This is a genomic window from Blautia acetica (assembly GCF_038739805.1).
Lineage (GTDB): Bacteria > Bacillota > Clostridia > Lachnospirales > Lachnospiraceae > Blautia.
In genome coordinates, this window is the sequence record NZ_JBBEWO010000025.1 from 16,774 (window position 1) to 40,902 (window position 24,129).

General features: G+C 43.8%; 13 protein-coding genes and 1 other annotated feature. Of the genes, 2 read left to right on the plus strand and 11 right to left on the minus strand.

Going from position 1 to position 24,129, the window contains the following annotated elements; genetic code table 11:
* Window positions 1-87: 87 nt before the first annotated feature.
* The 4 genes from rpsL to WBS51_RS13675 all read right to left on the minus strand — a co-directional run bounded on the left by rpsL (window position 88) and on the right by WBS51_RS13675 (window position 4,070).
* Window positions 88-501 (minus strand): 30S ribosomal protein S12, encoded by a 414-nt coding sequence (rpsL, locus tag WBS51_RS13660; protein WP_111917896.1) that lies wholly within the window; start codon window positions 499-501, stop codon window positions 88-90.
* A 222-nt stretch (window positions 502-723) separates the two neighbouring features.
* On the minus strand, window positions 724-2,217 hold the full coding sequence (locus WBS51_RS13665) for an ABC transporter substrate-binding protein (RefSeq protein ID WP_173749659.1): 1,494 nt from the start codon (window positions 2,215-2,217) through the stop codon (window positions 724-726).
* A gap of 42 nt (window positions 2,218-2,259) precedes the next feature.
* Window positions 2,260-3,102 (minus strand): carbohydrate ABC transporter permease, encoded by an 843-nt coding sequence (locus WBS51_RS13670; RefSeq protein ID WP_173749658.1) that lies wholly within the window; start codon window positions 3,100-3,102, stop codon window positions 2,260-2,262.
* 20 nt (window positions 3,103-3,122) lie between these two features.
* On the minus strand, window positions 3,123-4,070 hold the full coding sequence (locus WBS51_RS13675) for a carbohydrate ABC transporter permease (RefSeq protein WP_173749657.1): 948 nt from the start codon (window positions 4,068-4,070) through the stop codon (window positions 3,123-3,125).
* 239 nt (window positions 4,071-4,309) lie between these two features.
* Between WBS51_RS13675 and WBS51_RS13680 the strand changes: the two genes are divergently transcribed.
* Both WBS51_RS13680 and WBS51_RS13685 read left to right on the plus strand, forming a co-directional pair.
* The gene (locus WBS51_RS13680) at window positions 4,310-6,223 is read left to right on the plus strand and encodes a DUF4838 domain-containing protein (RefSeq protein WP_173749656.1); all 1,914 of its coding nucleotides are present in this window, start codon (window positions 4,310-4,312) and stop codon (window positions 6,221-6,223) included.
* Between the two features lie 31 nt (window positions 6,224-6,254).
* Complete coding sequence (locus WBS51_RS13685; RefSeq protein WP_173749655.1) at window positions 6,255-7,436, plus strand: ROK family protein; 1,182 nt, start codon at window positions 6,255-6,257, stop codon at window positions 7,434-7,436.
* A 47-nt stretch (window positions 7,437-7,483) separates the two neighbouring features.
* Here the strand turns inward: WBS51_RS13685 and rpoC are convergent, their stop codons facing one another.
* The 7 genes from rpoC to WBS51_RS13720 form a co-directional block, all read right to left on the minus strand.
* Window positions 7,484-11,185: a DNA-directed RNA polymerase subunit beta' gene (rpoC, locus tag WBS51_RS13690; protein WP_294462979.1), complete on the minus strand. Its 3,702-nt coding sequence runs from the start codon at window positions 11,183-11,185 to the stop codon at window positions 7,484-7,486.
* An 18-nt stretch (window positions 11,186-11,203) separates the two neighbouring features.
* Window positions 11,204-15,055, minus strand: coding sequence for a DNA-directed RNA polymerase subunit beta (gene rpoB, locus WBS51_RS13695; RefSeq protein WP_294462980.1), 3,852 nt, complete (start codon window positions 15,053-15,055; stop codon window positions 11,204-11,206).
* 191 nt (window positions 15,056-15,246) lie between these two features.
* A complete protein-coding gene (locus WBS51_RS13700; protein WP_173749652.1) occupies window positions 15,247-16,713 on the minus strand; it encodes a carbon starvation CstA family protein in 1,467 nt (488 codons plus the stop codon).
* Window positions 16,714-16,907: 194 nt separating this feature from the next.
* Window positions 16,908-17,282 (minus strand): 50S ribosomal protein L7/L12, encoded by a 375-nt coding sequence (gene rplL, locus WBS51_RS13705; protein WP_294462982.1) that lies wholly within the window; start codon window positions 17,280-17,282, stop codon window positions 16,908-16,910.
* A 79-nt stretch (window positions 17,283-17,361) separates the two neighbouring features.
* On the minus strand, window positions 17,362-17,847 hold the full coding sequence (gene rplJ, locus WBS51_RS13710; protein WP_173749651.1) for a 50S ribosomal protein L10: 486 nt from the start codon (window positions 17,845-17,847) through the stop codon (window positions 17,362-17,364).
* A 37-nt stretch (window positions 17,848-17,884) separates the two neighbouring features.
* Window positions 17,885-18,027, minus strand: a sequence feature (ribosomal protein L10 leader region).
* Window positions 18,028-18,101: 74 nt separating this feature from the next.
* Window positions 18,102-20,105, minus strand: a complete 2,004-nt coding sequence (locus WBS51_RS13715; RefSeq protein WP_294463296.1) for a heparinase II/III family protein — start codon at window positions 20,103-20,105, stop codon at window positions 18,102-18,104.
* 6 nt (window positions 20,106-20,111) lie between these two features.
* Window positions 20,112-23,861, minus strand: coding sequence for a polysaccharide lyase 8 family protein (locus WBS51_RS13720; RefSeq protein ID WP_302702892.1), 3,750 nt, complete (start codon window positions 23,859-23,861; stop codon window positions 20,112-20,114).
* Between the last annotated feature and the right edge of the window lie 268 nt (window positions 23,862-24,129).

Here is a 24,129-nt window from a genome sequence, read left to right on the forward strand (position 1 = left end):
TAATAGTTCTTTGTGACTTCTATGAATTCATCATAATAAAAGCCTCTGATTTGCTTTTACTATTTCTGGATTTTTAAAAGTTACTTATTATTTTTTAGGTCTCTTAGCACCGTATTTAGAACGAGCCTGGCGTCTGTTAGCAACACCTGCTGTATCTAATGTACCACGAACGATGTGGTATCTGGTACCTGGTAAGTCTTTTACTCTACCGCCTCTGATAAGAACAACGCTGTGCTCCTGTAAGTTATGACCTTCTCCAGGAATGTAGCTTGTTACTTCGATTCCGTTGGAAAGACGAACTCTGGCGATTTTTCTAAGAGCAGAGTTAGGTTTTTTAGGTGTAGCAGTTTTAACAGCTGTACAAACACCTCTCTTCTGTGGAGAAGACATATCAGATGTCTTTTTCTGTAAAGAGTTGTAGCTCTTCTGAAGTGCAGGTGCTGTAGACTTTTTCGCTGTAGTCTGACGTCCTTTTCTTACTAACTGGTTAAATGTTGGCATTCCTTTCACCTCCTGTAAAATTTGCACATCCTTCTTCCTTTTAAGAAGGAATTAGTGGCTGCCAGTCATTCAATTCTGAATAAACTTTTTTGCACACAAAAAACTTACGTCTTTTATGCACGCTCTCTCATTATATCCACGAAAAATTACGGTGTCAAGGGCTTTTTCACTTTTTTGCAGAAAAAAACCGGAACCCAAATTCCGGGCCCCGGCTTTCCTCTCTTATTTGCTTTCGTAGTTCTCTGCCGTATAATCTTCTAATGGATTCCAGTTTTTAAATTCAAAATCTGCTGCAGAAACATTCGCCCCCGCTTCTTTTGCTTTTGCAATTCCGTTATCCCATTCTTTCTGTGTATTTTCTGCCAGTGTATTCAGGGAATCTTTGTAATCTGTTTTTCCGGTAAGAACACCCTGTACAATCTGTCCCAGATTCGGGGATACTTCTTTGATATTTGCATAAACAGCCGCTGTATCTGCATTTCCTACGATTGGATCCGGGCAGAGTTTACCCTGTTCCAGAGCCAGTGTGTAGTAATCTTTCATAACGCCGTCTTTCATGTATTTTTCATTCACACCTTCTATTGCTGATACGAAACCTCCATCTTCTACAACCCCAGACTGATATTCTTCAGAATAGAGTCCCTGAAGATATTTTGCTGCCAATTCCGGATTTTCAGAAGTTTTGGAGATACCCATCCATGGCTGCGCACCAATGTAAGGAAGACCGCCCTTTGCACCCTCATCCGGCACCGGCATTTCCATAACACCAAACTCCAAATCCGGATTTTCTTTTTCCCATGTGGAGATACACCATGCTCCCTGAATCAAAAATGCTGCCTGATTCTGTGCGAACAATGCTCTTGCTTCCGGCGCTGCCAGGTTTGCGGAATCCGGATGGAAACTGCCGTCCTGTACCAGTCCGCTGTAAAAATCAAAGGCCTGAATCATAGCATCAGAATTCAGTACATTTTTGCCGTCTACCATACTGATAACACCGATATCATTAGACTTGCTGCCTGCCAGACAAGACAGCGCACGGATTGCGATTTCCAGTCTGTTTATCTGTTTTCCGCCTTCAATCATACCATAGTATTTGCCTTTTCCTGCTTCTGTAACCTGTTTGCAGGCTTCTCTGAATTCACTCCAGGTTTTTGGAAGGTTGTTGGTATCTACACCTGCGTCTTCCAGTACATTTTTATTGTAGAATACCAGTGTATTAACAATATTAGCCGCTTCTGGAAGCACATACACTTCCCCATCCATAGTCGTAATACCTTCATTCAATGCACCTTCTGAAAAAGTATCAAAGAATCCGTCTTCCACATAATCATTCATCGGCATATACCAGCCTTCTTCCACGGCTGTCGACAATTTCACACCGCTTGGAAGCGCAAATAAATCCGGCGCTGTGTTTGCTTTAATAGAAGAGTTGATGGTTGTCTGATACTGGTCTCCTGCCAATACCGTATACTCAACCTTACAGTTGTTCTCTTCCTCAAACTTTTTGTTGTACTCTTCTCTTCTGGCCTTTGTAGAGTCACTCATATCTACAACCTGGAGTACCACCTCTCCATCACCTTTTGCATCTTCTTTTTTCTCAGAAGATGACTCCTGCTCTTTCCCTTCAGAGTCCCCTCCGTTTACCTGAGGACCGCATCCCGCTGCTGATAATACCATCAGACCAGCCATAGCTAATGCTGCAATTCTCTTTTTCATGTTAAAATACCTCCTTAAAATAAATATAGTAAATTTTATTTCTTAACTCTTTACTGCACCTGCTACACCATCTACAAAATATCTCTGCAGGCATATAAATATCAGAATAATAGGCAGAACCGCAATACATGCGCCAGCTGCAATACCTGTCCAGTCCACCACATTTTCTCCCCGAAGGGCATACAGGCCAACCGCCAGTGTCCTCAGCTCCGGTCTGCTCAGCGTAACAATCAACGGCAAAAGGAAAGAGTTCCAGGTCCATATAAACTGCATGATAACTACCGTTGCCATAATCGGTTTGGCCAGCGGAAACATAATACTGGAATACGTTTTCAGGAAACCGCTGCCGTCAATGGTTGCTGCTTCTTCCAGTTCCTTTGGAATCCCCCCGTAAAAACTGGAGAAAAGCATCAGGAAAATAACATGTCCTCCTCCTGCTTCCGCCAGAATCAACCCCAGCAGATTCTGTTCCAGCCCCATTTCCTTCAGCAATTCATAAATTGGAATTACAGTAAATACCAAAGGAATGGTAATACTTGCCATGAAGATTCCCATAATCAGTTTCTTGCCCACAAAAGCATAGCGCCCCATAACATAGCCAGCCGCAGAAGTTGCCAGAAGCACAATCACCACCACACTGACTGTTACAATAATGGAGTTCTTAAAGTACACACCGAAATTGGCATTGTTCCATGCTCTCACATAGTTTTCAAAGTTCAGGCTCTTTGGTATCAAACTTAAACCGCTGGCAAAAAACTCATCCTGGGTTTTCAGCGATGCCGTAATCATCCAGATAAAGGGATATATCCAGATCAGAGCCACAACAGAAAGCAGTACATACACAATACTTCTACCAAATTTCCCTGCAATTTTTTCTCTTTTCATAAATTCGCCTATCCCCTTTCCTAAATATTTCTCTTCTTATTAAAGTAAGTTTTGACCCCGTTTAACACAAGACCGATGATAACTACCATAAGACCAAACAAGAGCGCCGCCGCACTGGCATAACCCAGACGGGGACTTCCGGTTGTACTGGAATAAGCTGTCCGGTATACAAAGGTTGCCACAACATCTGTCGCAAAGTAAGGCCCGCCATTGGTCATGGTCTGCACAATATCGAATACTTTCAAAGAACCAATGACGCACAGCACAGCAATTACACCGCCGATAGGAAGAATCAAAGGAAAAACTACATCTGTAAAGGTTCTGAACTTTCCGGCCCCATCGATTTTTGCGGCCTCATATACATCCTGTGATACACTCTGCAGAGCAGCAATCCAGTAAATCATATATGTTCCCAGGTCTTTCCAGATACCGATAAGCACCACCGTAAAGAGCGCTGTTTTTTCATCTCCCAGAAAGTTAATCGTATCAATTCCCAGAAGTGACAATAGCTGGTTTACAGGACCCGTACCGCCGAAAATAAAAATCATAATAATTCCTACGATAGAAGCAGTCGTTACCACAGGAACGAAATACATGGTACGGAACACTGTAGCCCCTCTCCGGATAATACTGGTCAATATGTAAGCAATAACCAGAGACAAAACAAGCTGAATCGGAACACTTAGCGCCATATACTTAAAGCTGTTTGCCACAGAATTGTAAAACAGGGGATCCGCCAGAAGCTCTTTGAAGTTTCCAAGCCCCACATAGGTGGCATTCATAGTCATACCCGACCAATCCAGAAGAGAATACCAGGCACTGGTAATAATCGGATATCCCTGAAACAAAATGTACAGAATCAAAGTTGGCAGCATAAACACCCAGCACCAGGCATTTTTCCGCAAAATACGTTTTTTTCTGACAGAATTCAAACTTTTGAACTCCGCCAATGTTGTTTTCGTTTTCATATAGCCCTCCATTTATTTATTTTATATAATTATCATTTCCTCTTTTTCCCTTTTCGTTTCCATGGGTATAATATACTATGTTCTTGGTAATAAATCAACATTTATTTACTATTTTGTTAAATATAGTCAATTTAACTTTTTATTTTATGTGCATTTTTCACATATACTTTTCGTTTTCTTTTCGTTATAATCAATTTACAATTTATTATTTTTAATAACCAAACTATGGAGGGCTAAAAATGGATATCCGAGTTGAGTATTTATCAACATCAAAAACCATTCTGTTCGCTGGTTCTGAGTTGAGATATTACTTATCAAAAATAAATAATATGATTTCTTTTTCGCAAGATACTGAGCAGACGGACGAGACTTACCGCAAAAAAATATGCCTCGGACTCTTTCCTGATTCTGAATGTTCTTCAGATGAAGATGAATACGAAATTGAAATCTCCCATTTAAGCGGGCATATCAAAGGCAGTAATCCCCGCTCTGTACTCCTGGGCGTGTATCAGTATCTCACGCTTCTGGGCTGCCGCTTTCTAAGACCGGGAAAAGAATATGAATGGATTCCTTCTGTCCCCCATATAGAAGAAATCCAGATTTCCCGGCGCCAAAAGGCACGTTATCGTCACAGAGGAGTCTGTATCGAAGGCGCAGATACGCCGGAAAATATTTTGGAATTTATCGACTGGCTTCCGAAACTGGGCTACAATTCCTTTTTTCTGCAGTTTGAGCTCCCTTATGCTTTTCTAAATCTATGGTACAGCCATAAAAACAATCCTCTGAAGAAACCGGAAGCATTTTCTCTGGAAAAGGCAGCCGAAATTTCCTCGGTTATTGACCGGGAACTGCAGAAAAGAAGCTTGAAACACCATAGGGTAGGGCACGGCTGGACTTGTTCCGTACTGGGACAAAATACTCTGGGATGGGTTCCTTCAGACACGACTCTTACCAAAGAACAGGAAAACATGACAGCTCTTATAGACGGAAAAAGAGGATTTTTTCAGGGCATTCCAATCAACACAAACCTGTGCTATTCCAACCCAGATGTCATTGCTTCTTTCGCAGAAAAGGTAACGGCTTATGCCATGCTCCATCCTGAAGTAGACTATCTCCATGTATGGCTGGCAGACGCTTCCAACAACCACTGCGAATGTGATACCTGCAAAAAGCATTTACCCTCGGACCTGTATGTACATATTTTGAATGAAATTGACAGAGCCCTGAGCCAAAAACATCTGGACACAAAAATTGTTTTTCTGATTTACGAAGAACTTCTGTGGGCTCCCATAGAAGAAAAATTACTCCACCCTCATCGGTTTGTTATGATGTTCGCCCCTATCAGCCGAACATTTCTGCAGTCCTATGAAATTCCGGAACAACTCCCCGCACCTGTACCGTACCAGAGAAATCAGATTACCCTGCCGGTAAATCTAACAGAAAACCTTTCTTTTCTGGCTCAGTGGCAGAAAATTTTCCACGGAGAGTGTTTCGATTATGACTATCCCCTGGGCCGAGCTCATTATGGAGATATGGGATACCTGCATATTTCGCGGATTATCTACGAGGATATTCACCGCCTGACGGATTTAAAACTGGACGGATACATGAGTTGTCAGGAACTCCGCTGCTTTCTCCCCAACGGACTGCCCAACTACATTATGGGAAAATGTCTTTTCGGAACAGACTGCTCCTTTGAAGAACTGGTGGAGGAGTATTTCCAGGCCGCCTACGGAAAGGACTGGGAATCCTGCTTTTCCTACCTGTCCCGGCTCTCATCTCTGTGCAACTGCGATTACTGCAATGGCAAAGGTAGCCGTCAAAATCCTGCTGTGGCAAAGAACATGAAGCAGGTGGCACAGACAGCAGAAACCTTTTTGTCTGTGTGCGCTGCCCAGGACAAAGCAGCGCTGCCCCCTGTACAGCAGCTTTTCTGGAAACACCTTGACTACCACAGGGAATATTGTATATTATTATCAAAAGCCCTCTTCCTTCTTGCTGACGGCAGGACACAAGAGGCCGGAGAAGCCTGGAAAACCTTTACCTATTATATTTGTTCGCAGGAAGACACTTTCCAGAAAGCCCTTGATGTTTATCGGGTAGTGGAAGTTTCTACCAATTATACTGGCTTTCCTCTGATTGAAAACTTTTAATATTAGATTTGTTACAGGAGGTTTGCAGCTTATGACCACTCAGGAAAACAGAAGCACCATTCTGGAATATATTTTCCGTCATGCTCCGGTTGCCCGTTCAACCATTGCCAAAAAAACACAGATTACCCCCGCTACAGTAACTTCCATATCCTCAAATTTTATTCAGGAAGGTATTATCCGGGAATTAGGTTCGGATGAAACCCTTGGAGACTCTTCTCCCGGACGAAAGAAAATTCTGCTGGATATCGTTCCCGACCATGTATATTCCATGGGAGTAGAATTCACCCTGCGGCATGTACGTTTTCTCATCTGCAATCTCCGGGGAAAACCTGTATTCGAAACTTCCATACTGAGGAAAGCAGAGCCAAAAGAAAACATTACGGAATTCCTGATACATAAAATCACAGAGATTTTGGACAGTCTCCCTGAAATCTCCAACTCTCTTATAGGAATTGGTGTTGCTGTACCCGGACACATTGATCACAAACAAGATAAGGTGATTGTAAATTCTTCTACTTTTCCCGGATTCAGCGGGAAAGAATTAAAAAAGCGCCTTCCATTTCCGGTAATATGTGAAAATAATGTGCGCTGTATGGCTTTCGGACGCTATCTGTTCGACAAGTCTTCACCGGAAACTTTTGCTTTTTTCCATATAGGACTGGGAATGTTCTGTGCCATGATGAAAGACAGCCGCCTCTTTCAGGGTACAAACTACTATGCCGGAGAGATTGGACACACCATTGTAAATCCAGAAGGCAAAAAATGCGAATGCGGCAAGCGCGGCTGTCTTCAGACTTACTGCAGCGAAACCTGGCTCTTAAAATATTGCCGGTTGCTTTACAACAGCAACGCTGCAACGGTTCTGACTTCCCTAAAGCCTTCCGCGGAAGAACTGACGCTGGAGGATATATCCAAGGCCTTCTCCCTGGGCGACCCTCAGGTAGGCAGTTATATTTCCACTGCCCTGAAATATTTAGGTGTTACCATTTCCAATCTGGCCATTATTATGAACCCGGACAAGATTTATCTTCACTGCCCCCTCTTTTCCAACAAGGAAATCAGTGAGGAACTCATGGACTACATTAAGCAGCAGCTCCTTTTTGTGGATGACCCAACAGACCAGACCGTAAACATCCTTCCCTACAATCCTTTGGAAGGCGCTGCCGGCGCTGCGGCCTATGCTATTAAACAGTTTTACATATCTGTTATATAAAACAGAAGCACGGAAAACCCCTTTCGGAATTCTCCGTGCTTCTGTTTTTATTCTTCTGTTAATTCTGCTTCTTCTTCCTCTTCAGAAAGTTCCATTTCTTCTGCTTCTTCCCCTTCTGCATCTTCAGAATCCTCTGCAGTTTCCAGTAATTCATCTTCTGTCTCATCTAAGTCGTCTTCAAACTCTTCTTCGTCATCTCCGTCTGTATCCAGCTTAATGTTGGCATAAGTCTTCATACCTGTACCAGCCGGAATCAATTTACCGATAAGAACGTTTTCTTTCAGACCGATAAGCGGGTCAATCTTACCTTTGATAGCTGCTTCTGTAAGAACCTTTGTAGTTTCCTGGAAGGAAGCGGCTGATAAGAAGGAGTTGGTTGCCAGAGAAGCCTTTGTGATACCCAGCATAACCTGCTGGCCTTCTGCCGGCTCTTTGCCCTCTGCAATAAGTTTTCCATTTTCCTCCTCGAAGTCTAAAACGTCTACCAGAGTACCCGGAAGGAATTCTGTATCTCCATTATTCTCGATACGAATTTTCTTCAACATCTGGCGAACAATCACTTCGATATGCTTATCGTTGATTTCTACACCCTGCAGACGGTAAACTCGCTGTACTTCGCGAATCATGTAATCCTGTACAGCACGAACACCCTTAATTCTCAGGATATCATGCGGATTTACAGAACCTTCTGTCAGTTCGTCACCTGCTTCCAGATAATCGCCATCCTGTACTTTAATACGGGAGCCGTATGGAATCAGGTAAGTCTTGGATTCACCGCTTTCATTGTCTGTAACAATAATCTCACGCTTCTTCTTGGTATCTTTGAGTGTCGCAACACCCTTGATTTCCGTGATAATGGCAAGACCTTTCGGCTTTCTTGCCTCGAAAAGCTCTTCGACACGAGGAAGACCCTGTGTGATATCTCCGCCGGCCACACCACCGGTATGGAAAGTACGCATGGTAAGCTGTGTACCAGGTTCACCGATGGACTGCGCTGCAATGATACCAACAGATTCACCAACCTGTACCGGCTCACCTGTAGCCATGTTGGCACCGTAACATTTTGCGCAGACACCAATCTTACATTTACAGGTAAGAATCGTACGGATTTTTACAGTATCGTATGGCTTGCCTTCTGCGTTTACACCGTCTTTTACCACTCTTGCAGCACGTTTCGGTGTAATCATATGGTTTGCTTTTACGATAACATTTCCATCTTTATCTTTGATTGTCTCGCAGGAGAAACGTCCTGTAATACGTTCCTGAAGACTTTCAATTTCTTCTTTTCCGTCTGCAAAGGCTTTAATCCACATACCCGGAATTTCTCCTGTACCTTCACAGCAGTCCACATCGCGGACAATCAGTTCCTGAGAAACGTCAACCAGACGTCTTGTCAGGTAACCGGAGTCGGCGGTACGAAGAGCTGTATCGGACAGACCTTTACGAGCACCATGGGCGGACATGAAGTATTCCAGTACGTCCAGACCTTCACGGAAGTTTGATTTAATAGGCAACTCGATGGTGTGACCGGTTGTATCGGCCATCAAACCACGCATACCTGCCAGCTGTTTAATCTGCTTATCAGAACCACGGGCACCGGAGTCAGCCATCATGAAGATGTTGTTGTACTTGTCCAGTCCGGTAAGCAGGGCTTTTGTCAGGGCATCGTCCGTCTTTTTCCATGTATCTACAACTTCTTTGTAACGCTCTTCTTCTGTAATCAGACCACGTTTGAAGTTCTTGGTAATTAGGTCAACGGTATCCTGTGCCTGTTTGATCATTTCCGGTTTCTGAGGCGGCACCGTCATATCGGAAATAGATACCGTCATAGCCGCTCTTGTAGAATATTTGTAACCCATAGCTTTAATTGCATCCAAAACTTCTGCCGTCTTGGTTGCGCCGTGAGTATTGATAACTTTTTCCAGAATCTGTTTTAACTGTTTCTTTCCTACCAGGAAATCCACTTCCGGAAGCAATTCATTGCCCGGTACAGTTCTGTCAACAAAGCCTAAATCCTGAGGAAGAATTTCGTTGAACAGAAGACGTCCCAGTGTGGACGGCACCTTTCCTCTTAAAATGCTTCCATCAGCCATTTTCTTCTCTGCATATACAAAAATCTTGGTCTGCAGAGTAATGGCCTGGTTTTCATAAGCCAGAATAGCTTCGTTTACACTCTTGAATATCTTGCCTTCGCCCTTGCTTCCCGGTCTTTCCTGTGTCAGATAGTAAATACCAAGAACCATATCCTGTGAAGGAACGGCTACCGGACCACCATCAGACGGTTTCAGCAGGTTATTCGGTGAAAGCAGAAGGAAACGGCACTCTGCCTGAGCTTCTACAGACAATGGAAGGTGAACCGCCATCTGGTCACCATCGAAGTCCGCGTTGAACGCAGTACAAACCAATGGGTGCAGCTTAATTGCCTTACCCTCTACCAGAATCGGTTCAAAGGCCTGAATACCAAGTCTGTGCAGAGTAGGTGCACGGTTTAACATAACCGGATGCTCTTTAATAACATCTTCCAGTACGTCCCATACAGCCGGCTCCAGCTTTTCTACCATCTTCTTTGCATTCTTGATGTTGTGGGCAGTACCGTTAGATACCAGTTCTTTCATTACGAACGGCTTAAACAGCTCGATAGCCATTTCTTTCGGAAGACCACACTGGAAAATTTTCAGTTCCGGTCCTACGACGATAACGGAACGTCCTGAGTAGTCAACACGTTTACCAAGCAGGTTCTGACGGAAACGTCCTGATTTACCTTTCAGCATATCGGAAAGGGATTTCAGCGCTCTGTTTCCAGGACCTGTAACCGGACGGCCGCGGCGTCCATTGTCGATAAGAGCATCCACAGCTTCCTGCAGCATTCTCTTCTCGTTGCGGACAATAATATCCGGTGCGCCCAGTTCCAACAGTCTTTTCAGACGGTTGTTTCTATTGATAATTCTTCTGTACAAATCATTTAAGTCAGAGGTTGCAAAACGTCCGCCGTCCAGCTGTACCATAGGACGTAAATCCGGCGGAATTACCGGAACAACAGTCATAATCATCCAGTCCGGTCTGTTTCCGGATTCGCGGAAAGCTTCTACAACTTCCAGACGTTTTACAATACGGGCACGTTTCTGGCCTGTGGAATCTTTTAAGCCCGCTTTGAGCTCTTTGGATTCTCTTTCCAGGTCGATAGCTGCCAGAAGTTCCTGAATCGCTTCTGCACCCATGCCCACGCGGAATTCTTCGCCGTATTTTTCTCTGGCGTCCTGATATTCTCTCTCCGTCAGAACCTGTTTGTACTGCAGGTCTGTAGTTCCTGCATCCAGTACAATGTAGTTAGCAAAATAAAGAACTTTTTCCAAAGTTCTTGGGGACAGGTCAAGAATCAGACCCATTCTGGAAGGAATACCCTTGAAATACCAGATATGGGAAACCGGCGCTGCCAGTTCAATATGTCCCATACGCTCTCTGCGGACAGATGCTTTTGTCACTTCAACACCACATCTGTCACAGATTACGCCTTTATAACGAATCTTCTTATACTTACCACAGTGACACTCCCAATCCTTGCTTGGTCCGAAGATTCTTTCGCAGAAAAGGCCGTCCTTTTCCGGTTTCAGTGTTCTGTAGTTAATGGTTTCCGGTTTTTTCACCTCACCATGAGACCATTCCCGGATTTTCTCCGGGGATGCCAGTCCGATTTTAATGGCATCAAAGGTCATTGGCTTATATACCTCATTCTTTGCTGTTTCTGGCATTGTGGACTCCTTTCCTCCTTACTCTTCGTCAAGAGCATCTTCATCAAAGTCTAAGAATACGTCGTCTTCATCAGCTTCTTCTTCAACATCTACCAGTTCTTCTCCTTCAAACTCCTGTTTGGAGAATCCGTGGCTGCCATAGTCCTCTTCTTCTCTTCCTCTGGAATCGCCTTCGATAATGGAACGCATGTCTGTATCGCCGTAATCTACGTTTTCCATGATTTCCACTTCCTGCATATCTTCGCCCAGAACTCTGACGTCAAGACCCAGGGACTGCAATTCTTTCAGAAGTACCTTGAAGGATTCCGGAACACCCGGTTTCGGAATATTATCGCCTTTAATAATTGCTTCGTAAGTTTTCACACGACCGATAACATCATCGGATTTTACTGTCAGGATTTCCTGCAGAGTATAAGATGCACCATAAGCCTCCAGAGCCCAAACCTCCATCTCTCCGAAACGCTGTCCGCCGAACTGAGCTTTACCACCCAGCGGCTGCTGTGTTACCAGGGAGTATGGACCAGTGGAACGTGCATGAATCTTATCGTCTACCAGGTGATGCAGTTTCAGGTAGTGCATGTGTCCGATGGTTACCGGACTGTCAAAATATTCACCGGTACGTCCATCTCGCAGTCTTACTTTTCCGTCTCTGGAAAGCGGAACGCCCTTCCAAAGCTCTCTGTGAGCCTTGTTTTCGTCCAGGAACTGCATAACTTCCGGTCTTAATGTATCTTCATATTTTGCACGGAACTCTTCAAAATCTTCTGTATTTACATAATCATTTGCAAGCTCCAGTGTATCCTGAATATCATTTTCGTTTGCACCGTCAAATACCGGTGTCGCAATATTGAAGCCAAGTGCTTTCGCAGCAAGACTCAAGTGGATTTCCAGCACCTGTCCGATGTTCATACGGGAAGGCACGCCCAGAGGATTCAGTACGATGTCCAGCGGACGTCCATTTGGCAGGAACGGCATATCTTCTACAGGAAGTACACGGGAGACAACACCCTTGTTACCGTGACGACCGGCCATCTTATCACCAACAGAGATCTTTCTCTTCTGTGCGATGTAGATGCGGACAGCCTGGTTTACACCCGGTGACAACTCGTCGCCGTTTTCTCTTGTAAACACTTTTGCGTCTACGACAATACCGTATTCACCATGCGGCACTTTCAGGGAAGTATCACGCACTTCTCTTGCTTTCTCACCAAAGATAGCACGAAGCAGTCTTTCTTCTGCAGTCAGTTCTGTCTCTCCCTTTGGAGTTACCTTACCAACCAGAATATCTCCGGCACGAACTTCCGCACCGATACGGATAATACCTCTTTCGTCCAAATCTTTTAATGCATCGTCACCCACACCAGGAACATCTCTTGTAATTTCTTCCGGTCCCAGCTTGGTATCTCTTGCTTCCGCTTCATATTCTTCAATATGAATAGATGTATATACATCATCCATAACCAGTCTTTCGCTCAGAAGAACGGCATCCTCGTAGTTGTAACCTTCCCAGGTCATGAATCCAATCAACGGGTTCTTACCAAGTGCCAGTTCTCCGTTAGAAGTAGAAGGACCGTCTGCAATAACCTGTCCTGCTTCTACATGCTCACCCTTAAACACAATCGGTCTCTGGTTGTAGCAGTTACTCTGGTTACTTCTCATGAATTTTGTCAGATGATAAACGGATTTTGTACCGTCATCATTTTTAATAGTAATTTCTTTTGACGCAGCACACTCTACAGTACCTGCTTTATCCGCAAGCACACAAACACCGGAGTCCACTGCTGTTTTTGATTCCATACCAGTACCAACTACCGGCGCGTCTGTCGTCAGAAGCGGCACGGCCTGACGCTGCATGTTGGAACCCATGAGCGCACGGTTGGCGTCGTCGTTCTGCAGGAACGGAATCAAAGCTGTAGCCACTGAGAACACCATCTTCGGGGATACGTCCATATAATCGAACATCTGGCGTTCGTATTCCTGTGTTTCTTCTCTGTAACGACCGGATACATTCTTATGAATGAAATGTCCTTCTTCGTCCAGCGGCTCATTCGCCTGTGCTACATGGTAATTATCCTCTTCATCTGCTGTCATATAGATAACTTCATCTGTAACACGAGGATTTTTCTTATCTGTCTTATCAATCTTTCTGTAAGGCGCTTCTACGAAACCATACTCATTGATTCTCGCATAAGAAGCCAGAGAGTTAATCAGACCGATGTTCGGACCTTCAGGGGTCTCGATAGGACACATTCTTCCGTAATGGGAGTAGTGGACATCTCGTACCTCGAATCCGGCTCTGTCTCGGGACAGACCGCCAGGTCCAAGTGCGGAAAGACGTCTCTTATGTGTCAGCTCACCCAGAGGGTTGTTCTGATCCATGAACTGGGACAGCTGAGAAGAACCGAAGAATTCTTTCACTGCTGCAGTTACCGGTTTGATATTAATCAGGGACTGCGGTGAAATACCATCTAAATCCTGGGTGGTCATTCTTTCACGAACCACTCTTTCCAGTCTGGAAAGACCGATTCTGTACTGGTTCTGCAACAGTTCACCTACAGCTCTGATACGTCTGTTTCCTAAGTGGTCGATATCATCATCGGTTCCAAGACCGTATTCCAGATGCATGTTGTAGTTGATAGACGCCAGAATATCTTCCTTTGTAATGTGCTTCGGAATCAATTCATGAATGTCTCTCCTGATTGCGTCTTTGATATCTTCCGTTTCTTCATTTTCTTCCAGAATCTTTGCAAGTACCGGATAGTATACGAATTCTGTAACACCCAGCTCTTTCAGTTCTTCCTCGCTTAAATCCACATGACTTCTGATATCTACCGCCATGCTGGAAAGTACTTTGATGTTGCGCTCTTCGCCCTGAATCCATACATATGGAACAGCAGCGTTCTGAATCTGGTCAGCCAGTTCCTTTGTTACAACGGTTCCGGCTTCTGCGATAATCTCGCCTGTTGTTACATCCACGACCTCTTCAGCAAGCATCTGCCCTGCAATACGATTACGAAGGAGTAATTTCTTATTAAATTTGTAACGTCCCACTTTTGCCAGGTCATAGCGCCGCGGGTCAAAGAACATGCTTGTAATCAGGCTCTCTGCACTTTCCACAGCCAGCGGTTCACCCGGGCGAATCTTTTTGTATAATTCCAGCAGACCTTCCTGATAGCTTTCGGAAGTATCCTTTGTAAAGCTGGCTAAAATCTTTGGTTCTTCACCGAATAAATCGATAATTTCCGCATTCGTGCCAATACCAAGAGCACGAATCAAAACTGTAATAGGGACTTTTCTGGTTCTGTCTACACGCACATAGAATACGTCATTGGAGTCGGTTTCATATTCCAGCCATGCGCCCCTGTTGGGGATAACAGTAGAGGAATACAGGGTTTTTCCCAGTTTATCGTGTGCGATTGCATAATAAATACCCGGTGAACGTACTAACTGGCTGACGATAACACGTTCAGCACCGTTAATAACAAACGTACCGGTTGCTGTCATTAGTGGCAAATCACCCATGAAAATCTCATGTGTAGCAATTTCGCCGTTTTCTTTGTTGTGTAATCTCACCTTTACTTTCAAAGGCGCTGCATATGTTGCATCTCTTTCCTTACACTGCTCGATGGAATATTTCTTTTCATCTTCACACAAAGTAAAGCCAACAAATTCCAAGCTCAATTTACCGCTATAGTCTGCGATTGGAGAGATGTCTTCAAAAACCTCATTTAAGCCTTCGTCCAGAAACCACTGGTAAGAATCTTTCTGAACCTCGATGAGGTTTGGCATTTCCAGTACCTCTTTCTGGCGCTGGTATGACATTCTCATTGCCTTACCATTAGTTACGGAACGGATTCTGTTTTTCTCCATTGACGTTTCACCCCTTGTATGTTTTAATTTAATTAATGCTGAAGTCTCTTTTTGATAGACTCCTAGGCATAACTTGCCATAATAGTGCATTTCTCACTATATCATGCTTTGTCAAGAGTGTCAATAGATTTTCCTAAAATAATATTTTTTCCCGACACAAAAGAGAACCTCCGCAAAGGTTCTCTCAAAATCTATTTCACAGCTGCTGCCCTATTCTTGCCATACCAAAGTATCACACCCACATAAGCCACTGCCGCACATACACCAACGATATAAGCGCCTGTCCATGGAATATTAAACCCAATCTTAGCATTCGCTATATAGGTAATTGTAACAAAAGCATACCAGGCACCCGGTATCAAAGGCATCCACACAAATTTTTCTTTTTTATGTTCAAACATCCAGATAGATATTGCCAAAAACGCAAACAACGAAAGGGCCTGATTCGACCAGGCGAAATAACGCCACAAAACATTAAAGCCATTTGCATTCATTTTAGCAAATACCAGAATCGCTGCCACCAGCGAAAAGATAACCGCCGACAGCGCCAAACGTTTCTTTGTCGAAGTCTGATCAATACGGAACGTATCCGCAATAGCCAACCGCAGTGAACGAAGCGCCGTATCTCCTGACGTAATGGGAAGTACAATAACTCCAACAAGTGCTATAATACCACCCACAGAGCCCAGCAAATTCTTGCAAACCACACCAATGGTTGCCGTAGCCAGAGCCGGATCTGCGCTCTGAAGTCCCAGATTGTAAACTCCCATAGCTCCAGCAGCCCAAACCATAGCAATAAATCCTTCCACAATCATCATGTTATAGAAAGTCATACGTCCTTCTTTTTCACTTTTGACAGTACGGGAAATAATCGCCGTCTGTGTAGAGTGAAATCCAGACAAAATACCACAAGCCACTGTAATGAAAAATACCGGAATAAAATGATTTTCCCCAAAGTAATCTCCGTAAGCAACCAACGGACCATTCCAGTTATCCCAAAGTTCTACCAGCGGATATCCCTGCACAAAAAGCCCTATAAACACACCAATAGCTGAAAACAGAAGCACTGCACCGAAAACCGGATAAATCCTTCCGATAATAGCGTCGATAGGAAATACCGTTGCAATAAGATAATAAGCAAAAATCACCCCATAGATTACCCAGGTAGAAACTGAAGTTGCTGCACCGTCAAATCCAAAGACCTGCGTCGCGGCTATGTCTCCCGGCGTGTAAACAAACACCGCACCCACCAGTAGAAGCAGTAAACTGCAAAAAACCTGATAGACTCCATAAACACCCTTATTGCTGTACTTCCGTATCATATCCGGCATCTGTGTTCCACCGTCCCGCAGACAAATCATACCGGAAAAGTAATCGTGCATAGCTCCTCCGATAATATTTCCGATAGGAATCGTAATAAAGGCAATGGGACCAAACAAAATCCCCTGGATAGGACCCAGAATTGGACCTGTACCTGCAATATTCAGCAGGTTAATAAGACTGTTTTTCCACTTTTTCATAGGCACATAATCAATACCATCCTGCTTGGTATAAGCCGGAGTCTTTCTGTCATCCGGTCCAAAAACCTTTTCGCAGAATCTTCCATATAACGCTGCACCTACAAACAAAATCACAAGACCAATGATAAACGTAATCATTATCTTTCCACCCTGTTTTCTCTTTTTTATTACAGTATAGTATTAAAGCGTTAATTTGTAAAGTTTTTATCGCAGGAAAAATGACGAAATTATTTATAAAATTTTATTCAATTCAACAAAAAACTGCCGCATCGATGACTTTCATCACCGTATGCGGCAGTTTTGATTTTCCAGAAATGCTCTGAACGTTAAAATTATTTAAGAGTAACTTTAGCGCCTTCTGCTTCCAGTTTTGTTTTGATTTCTTCAGCTTCTGCTTTAGATGCAGCTTCTTTCAGAATCTTAGGAGCTCCGTCAACTACTTCTTTAGCTTCTTTTAAGCCTAAGCCTGTAGCTTCACGAACGATTTTGATAACTTTAACTTTGTTTGGTCCAACTTCTGTTAATTCTACGTCGAACTCATCTTTTTCTTCTGCTGCTTCTGCTGCTCCGCCTGCTGCTGCAACTACAACACCTGCTGCTGCAGATACACCAAATTCTTCTTCACAAGCTTTTACTAATTCGTTTAATTCTAATACGGATAATTCTTTGATAGCTTCAATAAATTCAGCTGTTGTTAATTTTGCCATTATAATTTACCTCCAATTTTTTCATTCATTATATTATTTGGTCTGCCCCTTTGGGCGGTCACTTCACTGAAACTGCTTATTAGGCCTGCTGTTCAGCAATCTGATTAAGCACACGAGCGAAGTTTGCGATAGGAGACTGGATACTTCCAAGCAATTTTCCAAGAAGTTCTTCTCTTGAAGGAACCTGGGAAAGTGCTTCGATTCCTGCCTTATCGTAGTAAGCGTCTTCTACAACACCTGCTACTAATTCCAGTGTCGGAACTGTTTTTGCGTATTTAGCAAGGATTCTTGCAGGAGCTGTTGCATCTTCTGTACATACAGCTAAAGCGTTTGTTCCTTCTAAATGCTGGCATAATTCTTCGCAAGCTGTTCCTTTGAATGCAAAGTTCATCATTGTGTTTTTGTAAACTTTGTAAACAACTCCAGCTTCTCTTAATTCCTTACGCATCTGTGTATCCTGCTCAACATTGATACCTTTGTAGTTTACTAAAACTACAGCTGCTGCATCTTTAATGCTGTTGGAAATCTCTTCTACGACAGGTTTTTTAAGTTCTACTTTTGCCATGAATTAGTGCACCTCCTTATTTTTTTAGGCTGCGCTGCTCAAAATTAAGAAAGCCTCTTTGCGCAAGACAAAGAGGCTCAAAATCAATCTTATGAATCAAGAATGAATCTTTCCTCGGCAGGCGTTTTTATCCTTATGCCTTACGGCACCTGCTGTCTTCGGCAGCTATTCCTCTGATAAATTATCACAAAAACAATAATTTGTCAACGGTTTTTTTACTTTTCTACAGTAAAACAACTTTCACTTTTTATATCTCATGCGAAACTGATGGTATTTTCCCCGTCTGCACTTATCAAAAGACGTCCTATCCCCATGCAGGAATCCATTTGAAGCAAGTCATGAGGACCGGTTAAGTCCTTATATCTAAATATAAGCCGATACTCGTGATTATCCGTACGAATATACAGACCCTGAGCATATTCTTCTTTCAGCGCACAGTTTCTTACCGGATTATAAACCGACCGCATACACACCTGAATCGGCTGCATCTGCTTTCCTGCCAGCACCGCAAACATAGCGATCTGCCCTTCCCCCTGCGCCTCTGCACTTACCGCCTCATTTTTTTCACACAAATTATAATGACGGGAAATTTTGCTTTCTATTCTGTGAAAAGAAATGTTTTTCTGCGGAAATACCAGCTCCATTTTTGCCCTTGTCCCATTGTATACAATTCTGTTATCTTCGCAAACAAGATTTCCCTGATTATTAAAATGGAAAAGCCTGCTGTAGGTGTGCTTTTCGCTGGTGTATGCCATATCTGCCAGAACATATACCCCCGGCTCCAACACCACAACCATTCTCTTTAAAAGCACCTGTACCCCCTTTTGCAGATAACCGGTATGCGCCCCTTCCAATACCAGATACCCTGCCTTTTGTATTGGCGAAATCCTCAATTCCGGCGCGGCATACTCACTCCCCCATGCATCGGTATATTCCATAAAATCCTTATTGTCCACCAACAGCGTATTGTGCGCATACGCACTTTTCAGCCAGATACGATTTTTCTCATGATAAGTGTACTGATACCTTCCCGCGTCGACCAACACATCCTCACCCTCACTGACTACATCTATATGCAGCTTGTCATTATGTCCGTGTCCGCCTCCCAGGCAGCCGTTTCTAAAGTGCAGATATTCTCCGTTACGTTCCCAGTTATTTCGCACATAATAGTTTCCGCTTTCTTCCAGCATAAAGTTTGTCTGCTGGGGCACACGCCCTAAAATTCTCTCATAAATTTCAGCTCCCTCTCTGCGCAAATCCCATATGCTTTCATAATCCGGGTACTGTCCGGCACAGCCTTTTAACACTTCCGCCTCCTTCTTTCCCTCTTTTGCAAGCAGAATAGCAGATACCGCCAGCATATCCTCTACATTCGTCTCATCGCTGTCTCCTGTAAGGGGCTGGCAGCCGTCCGGCTTTTTCCATGCCACATTCACCATAGCCATACGTCTGGCTGCTTCTGTTATTTTCTCAGGAATCTTTCTGCCCCAAGCCTGCAACATATGGATAGTCTCTAAGACGCAGTGAAGCACTTCATTATGGTACATACAGGACTGCTCCCAGTGTACGCCGTCCGAAAAAATCTGAATTTGAACTTCCTGTTCCAAACGCTTCAGCGCTGTTTCTGTATAAATTTCTTTTCCCAAAGCAAGCCCTATAAAAAGCAGACCGTGATTTTCAAGAACACCCCAGTTGCTGGATATCTGAAATCCCCTTTTCGCGTTAAAAAGATATTCTCCATGCTCTTCCAGGCTCTTTGTAAACAACTCCATAAAATCATCGTCTACCAAAGAACTGTTCTCGAAATATAAAATACTTTTCGTCCAGTTCTCTCCCCGGATCCCCGCCTCAATCTCTCTCCATGTGACCTTTTTGCTCTCTTGATTCAGAGGCACATGCTCAATCCAATCCCTCAGGATGCGTACAAAGGCTTCTGCATATTTTTCATTTCCTGTCATAGCATAAGCCTGTCCGAGGCAAATGAAATATCTATGCCGGTTCATCTGATAGATAAATTCCGAATCATCTGTGGGCATATAAGTCCAATCAATAGGATACTGAAATTTCTCAATTTTATAAGTGCGCTCCATATCCCATGGCAAATCAAAGAGAAATTCCAAGCGAACCGCCTCATCCGCAATGCGCATAATCTGTCGGCAGTTCTCCTTGTGCTGCTGCAGGACCGTTTGCGTACACCAGCGAAATTCCCCTTCTTTATATCTGTTTTTCTGTCTTTCAAAATATGTTTTCTTATTCATAACACTCTATTCCTTTGTTTCAGAAATTTTTCTCTTAAACACGATAAACAGTGTGCCTCCCGCTATAAACATAGCAGACCATACGGCAAACGGTGTCTCATCTCCTGTTTTTACCTTATTCGGCTTTATCTTATCTGGTTTTATATTATCTGCACTTGCAGAAAACGCTTTATCAAATACCACACCAAAACTGTTTAAAGTTTCCACTTCTATCAAAGCACGCCCATCCTTTACTTTAACTTGGAACTTCTGCACCTTTGGATTGTCACAGGAAAGCACTGCAACCTCTTTTCCATTGTATCTCTCTCCCACAGGAAGCTGAAGTTCTGCTTTATGAGGAAGGGCAATCTCTTTTCCATCCTTTAAAAGCTGAATTTCAATAGGATTACTCAGCTGTTCCTTAGAGGAAAGCTCCTTCTCCATAAGCTTTACGTCTGCATGCTTTTTATCCAATGCTTTTACAGACAACTGCATATCAGAGGTTAAACCCTCCCCTGTTAATTGAATACCATGTTTTTCATTCAGCAATGTGACTTTTCCCTGGCTTTCCGGTCCTTCTGGTGTTTCTGGCGTTTCCGGTGTTTCTGGTGTTTCCGGTGTTTCTGGTGTTTCCGGTACCGCAGGAGACGAAAGCCGAAGTTCTGCCATACATGCCTCACCATTTGTTCCGGCCATGTGGAAGGTCAAAACAACCCCGCCTTCTTTCTTCTCGCAAGTTACATTTTCGTCCATTTGGATGCTGTCTGCTATTTCTTTGTTAACAGTAATCCGAATAGCCTCTGTATTCTTCATGGTAGGGTCAGAAACAGAAATTTTCAATGTTCCGCCGCCTGTTTCCTGCAGCATAACCGAAGCGGGTTTATCGCTTGTTATTCCTTCTACACTTCCTCCCTGCTCCTGCCAGAAATTTATTCCTGTAATCCCCAGTTCCTGGTGACGGACAGCCTGCACTTCACCGCTGTTTTCCAACACCGTTATTTTCGGTGCTTTTGCATAACGCTCTGTTTCCTCAACGCTTGTTTCCGGCAGCAGCACGTAGCTGTAAGCGGCATTTTCTGGATTCTGTCCATGGTCAACCCACATTTCCAGATAATTCTCTGTGCTCTCTCCTTCAAAGGTTCCTATATCCTTCCAGTTTCCTGTTGTCCGTCCCCGACGAACCTGAATTTCTGTATTTTCCTCCGGAAAATAATATCCTGTTCCCGCCGACTGATTCCCCTCTAAATGTGCCCAGCTTACCTTATCAAAGCTTGTACCTGACGCATCTGCACTGCGTTCAACAAGTTCTTTTACATTCGCTTCTTTGACCGGAATATCCGTTTCCTCTCCATTTACAAGCAAACGATTACTTCCATCTTCCTTCAGTTTTTTGTTTTCAATAGTTGTTTCCACAGGAAGTTCCATATTTTTATTCGTAATTCCTGCACCCAGACAAACAATCTCATCCCCAAACATGAACCACGACTTCTTGCCCTTTAACTCAGGAGCATAAGAAACCGGAGCATCTCCTGCAATTCCCTGTGTTTCTCCGGAAAACGCCATACCACTGATACCATAATTGCCAAGGGAAGTTCCTCCCACCCAGCTTTCGTTGGAACAGAAGTCCCCGCCCTGTGCAAATCCAGAGCCATCCGGCTTTCCCGTTCCGATATTCACAGGAACCACGGTAGTTCCCGGCAGCCTTAACGGATTTACTGTATTCCAGTAGTTTTCTGTATACTGTTCATCTGCATCATAAATATAAGTCATACCGTTATTCTGATGCCATCCAAAACGATTTTCGTCGTTCATAATTTCCGTATTCTGAATACGCTCTGAGTACATGGACAGGGCAAATAAGTAATTCTCTGTTCTGTGAACAGCACGGTCCATGAGCGGATAGGATTTATGTATTGGCGTCACCTGGCTTTGAATGGAGCTATCTTCTAAAATTTCCTTGGCTTTCTTTTTTATTGCCATGTTTTCCGCACCTGTAAGACTGTCCACAAATCCTTCATCCTCTTCCATCCAGTATTTCAAGGAAGAAAGTGTAGTATTCTTAGCTTCTCCGCTGAAAGAATCTGCAATCTGAAGAATAACCGTCATCGCCTCACGTCCCGCTGCCTTATTGCTGCTTGCAGGTCTGGACACAGAACGCCCCTTCAGGCAATCCAACATCATTCCTCTGTACATGCCATTGCCAAAACTTTCTACTATATAACTCTCCAAATTTTCCTGAACCTGTTCCGGATACTTCCAGGGTGTGCCGGCAAGCAGAGAGGGTATTTTAGCTCCTCCCTTCATGAATTCAATTCCATAAGCCCCTAAATATGGTACTTTTATGTGGTCCAGATAAGAACCATCCGGATAAAAACCGCTGCTGTATCCATTCCCTGCTATCTGGGTGCTGTCTTCTACATTCTGAATAACAAAGGTTTCAGATGAGGCCAGCATTCCCAAATACACCAGTTCATTATCCTTTCTTAATGCGCCAAGGCCTACCGCTGTTGTGGAGCAGTCAATAATATTAGCCCCCTGAGCCTCCCGATATCCCTGGCCATGAGTACTGGCCGTGTTAATTACCCCTTCATGAAATGGGTCTGGCTGAAAGAAATAAAGAGATTCTGTATATGCCATAACCTGTTCCTCTGTCAGCCCGTCGTAAACCAGGACCAACGCCGGAATCAAGTCTTTCGGAATCCCAATCTCCCAGGTCCACCAGTTATCGGTCTGGCTTTTGGGTGTATAGCAGGAACCGCACAGAAAATCCAGTATCTTTGTGATATCTTTCAGCATATCCTGATTCTGATACAGCTTTCCTCCCTCTGCGGCATAGGCTTTACACATGGAAAGTACTTTCTTAAAGGAAGGACGAAATTCCACCGCATCATCTTTGTATGGAATATTTTTATTCCCCTTTGCGCCCTCATCTTCTGTCCACGGAATACCGCTGCACTCCTCCTGCCCCTTATAAGCATAAGAATTCCAGATAGTTTCTGCCTCCTGGTTAATCTCCTCTAAAACCTCTGCTCCGTCTTCTTCCAGAGACAACTCCTTACCGATTAAAGATTCTTTCCACGCCTGACGGATTTTCCCATAGTCTTCCTCCGCCGCAGACGGCAATACAGAAGGAGACTGATACAGGATTTCTACCTTCCACTGCGCTGTCTTTCCCTGGTCATCCTGTGCCACAACCACGACATTCCCTTTATTTTCTCCGGTAATTACTGCATTTTCACCCTCATCTGCAGTAATTTTTAACAAATGCTCTGCACTGGCATCTCCTGCCATACGGTTTCCGTCCGTTTCCCCTTCTTTTAACTCTCTCTTAATTTTTGAATAACCCGCATTTCTCAAAAATCCCCCGTCCTTCTTTAAGAATTTTGCACTCCATGTAACATTTTCAGAAAAACTCTCCGGTTTTTCCAGTTGGAGACTTTCACCCCTGACAACTGTAATTTTCTCATTTTCCACCGGCACTTCCATTTCCAAAGTTTCCTCTTTCTGTTCCTCAACGCCTGGCACAGACTCTGCAGCTGCACCTTCTTCTGTCTTTTCCTCTTCGTCTTCCTGCAGAACCTCTTCTTCCAATTTTTCTCCTTCTTCCGGCAGTGCCTCTTCTTGCTTTTTGCCTTCCTCTTCCGACAGCGCCTTTTCTTCTGCAATTTCCTGCGTATTTACCGGCTCTGCCCATACCCCTGTTACATGACTCATGCTCATTGCCGCAATCAGTATGGCACTCATATACTTTTGTGTTTTTCTTTTACCTGTTTTCATGGTTCCTCCTTTTTGAAAACCCTTCTTTTTATTCTTTTAAGTTACCATTCCCCCCTTCTTTTATAAATACAATATTTAGATTTCTCTATTACTATCTATAGGTTGCTCTATTTTTTCTATTATTTTTTTAATATTCTATTATTTTTCTAAGTCATGACCACCCGCTTAGCGGGTGGCATGTTCTCCCCCTATAAGGGGATATTACCTGCTTGCGCCCGGAAGGCGCACTGAAGTCTGCTAACTGCACCACATTTACAGCTGCCCCCAA

Excerpts from the sequence above, each read along its gene's own strand:
- WBS51_RS13680 (WP_173749656.1), top strand. The coding sequence starts at position 4,310 with ATGGATATCCGAGTTGAGTATTTATCAACATCAAAAACCATTCTGTTC.
- rplJ (WP_173749651.1), bottom strand. The coding sequence starts at position 17,847 with ATGGCAAAAGTAGAACTTAAAAAACCTGTCGTAGAAGAGATTTCCAAC.
- WBS51_RS13665 (WP_173749659.1), bottom strand. The coding sequence starts at position 2,217 with ATGAAAAAGAGAATTGCAGCATTAGCTATGGCTGGTCTGATGGTATTA.
- WBS51_RS13715 (WP_294463296.1), bottom strand. The coding sequence starts at position 20,105 with ATGAATAAGAAAACATATTTTGAAAGACAGAAAAACAGATATAAAGAA.
- rplL (WP_294462982.1), bottom strand. The coding sequence starts at position 17,282 with ATGGCAAAATTAACAACAGCTGAATTTATTGAAGCTATCAAAGAATTA.
- rpoB (WP_294462980.1), bottom strand. The coding sequence starts at position 15,055 with ATGGAGAAAAACAGAATCCGTTCCGTAACTAATGGTAAGGCAATGAGA.
- rpoC (WP_294462979.1), bottom strand. The coding sequence starts at position 11,185 with ATGCCAGAAACAGCAAAGAATGAGGTATATAAGCCAATGACCTTTGAT.
- WBS51_RS13670 (WP_173749658.1), bottom strand. The coding sequence starts at position 3,102 with ATGAAAAGAGAAAAAATTGCAGGGAAATTTGGTAGAAGTATTGTGTAT.
- WBS51_RS13685 (WP_173749655.1), top strand. The coding sequence starts at position 6,255 with ATGACCACTCAGGAAAACAGAAGCACCATTCTGGAATATATTTTCCGT.
- WBS51_RS13675 (WP_173749657.1), bottom strand. The coding sequence starts at position 4,070 with ATGAAAACGAAAACAACATTGGCGGAGTTCAAAAGTTTGAATTCTGTC.
- WBS51_RS13700 (WP_173749652.1), bottom strand. The coding sequence starts at position 16,713 with ATGATTACGTTTATCATTGGTCTTGTGATTTTGTTTGTAGGTGCAGCG.
- rpsL (WP_111917896.1), bottom strand. The coding sequence starts at position 501 with ATGCCAACATTTAACCAGTTAGTAAGAAAAGGACGTCAGACTACAGCG.
- WBS51_RS13720 (WP_302702892.1), bottom strand. The coding sequence starts at position 23,861 with ATGAAAACAGGTAAAAGAAAAACACAAAAGTATATGAGTGCCATACTG.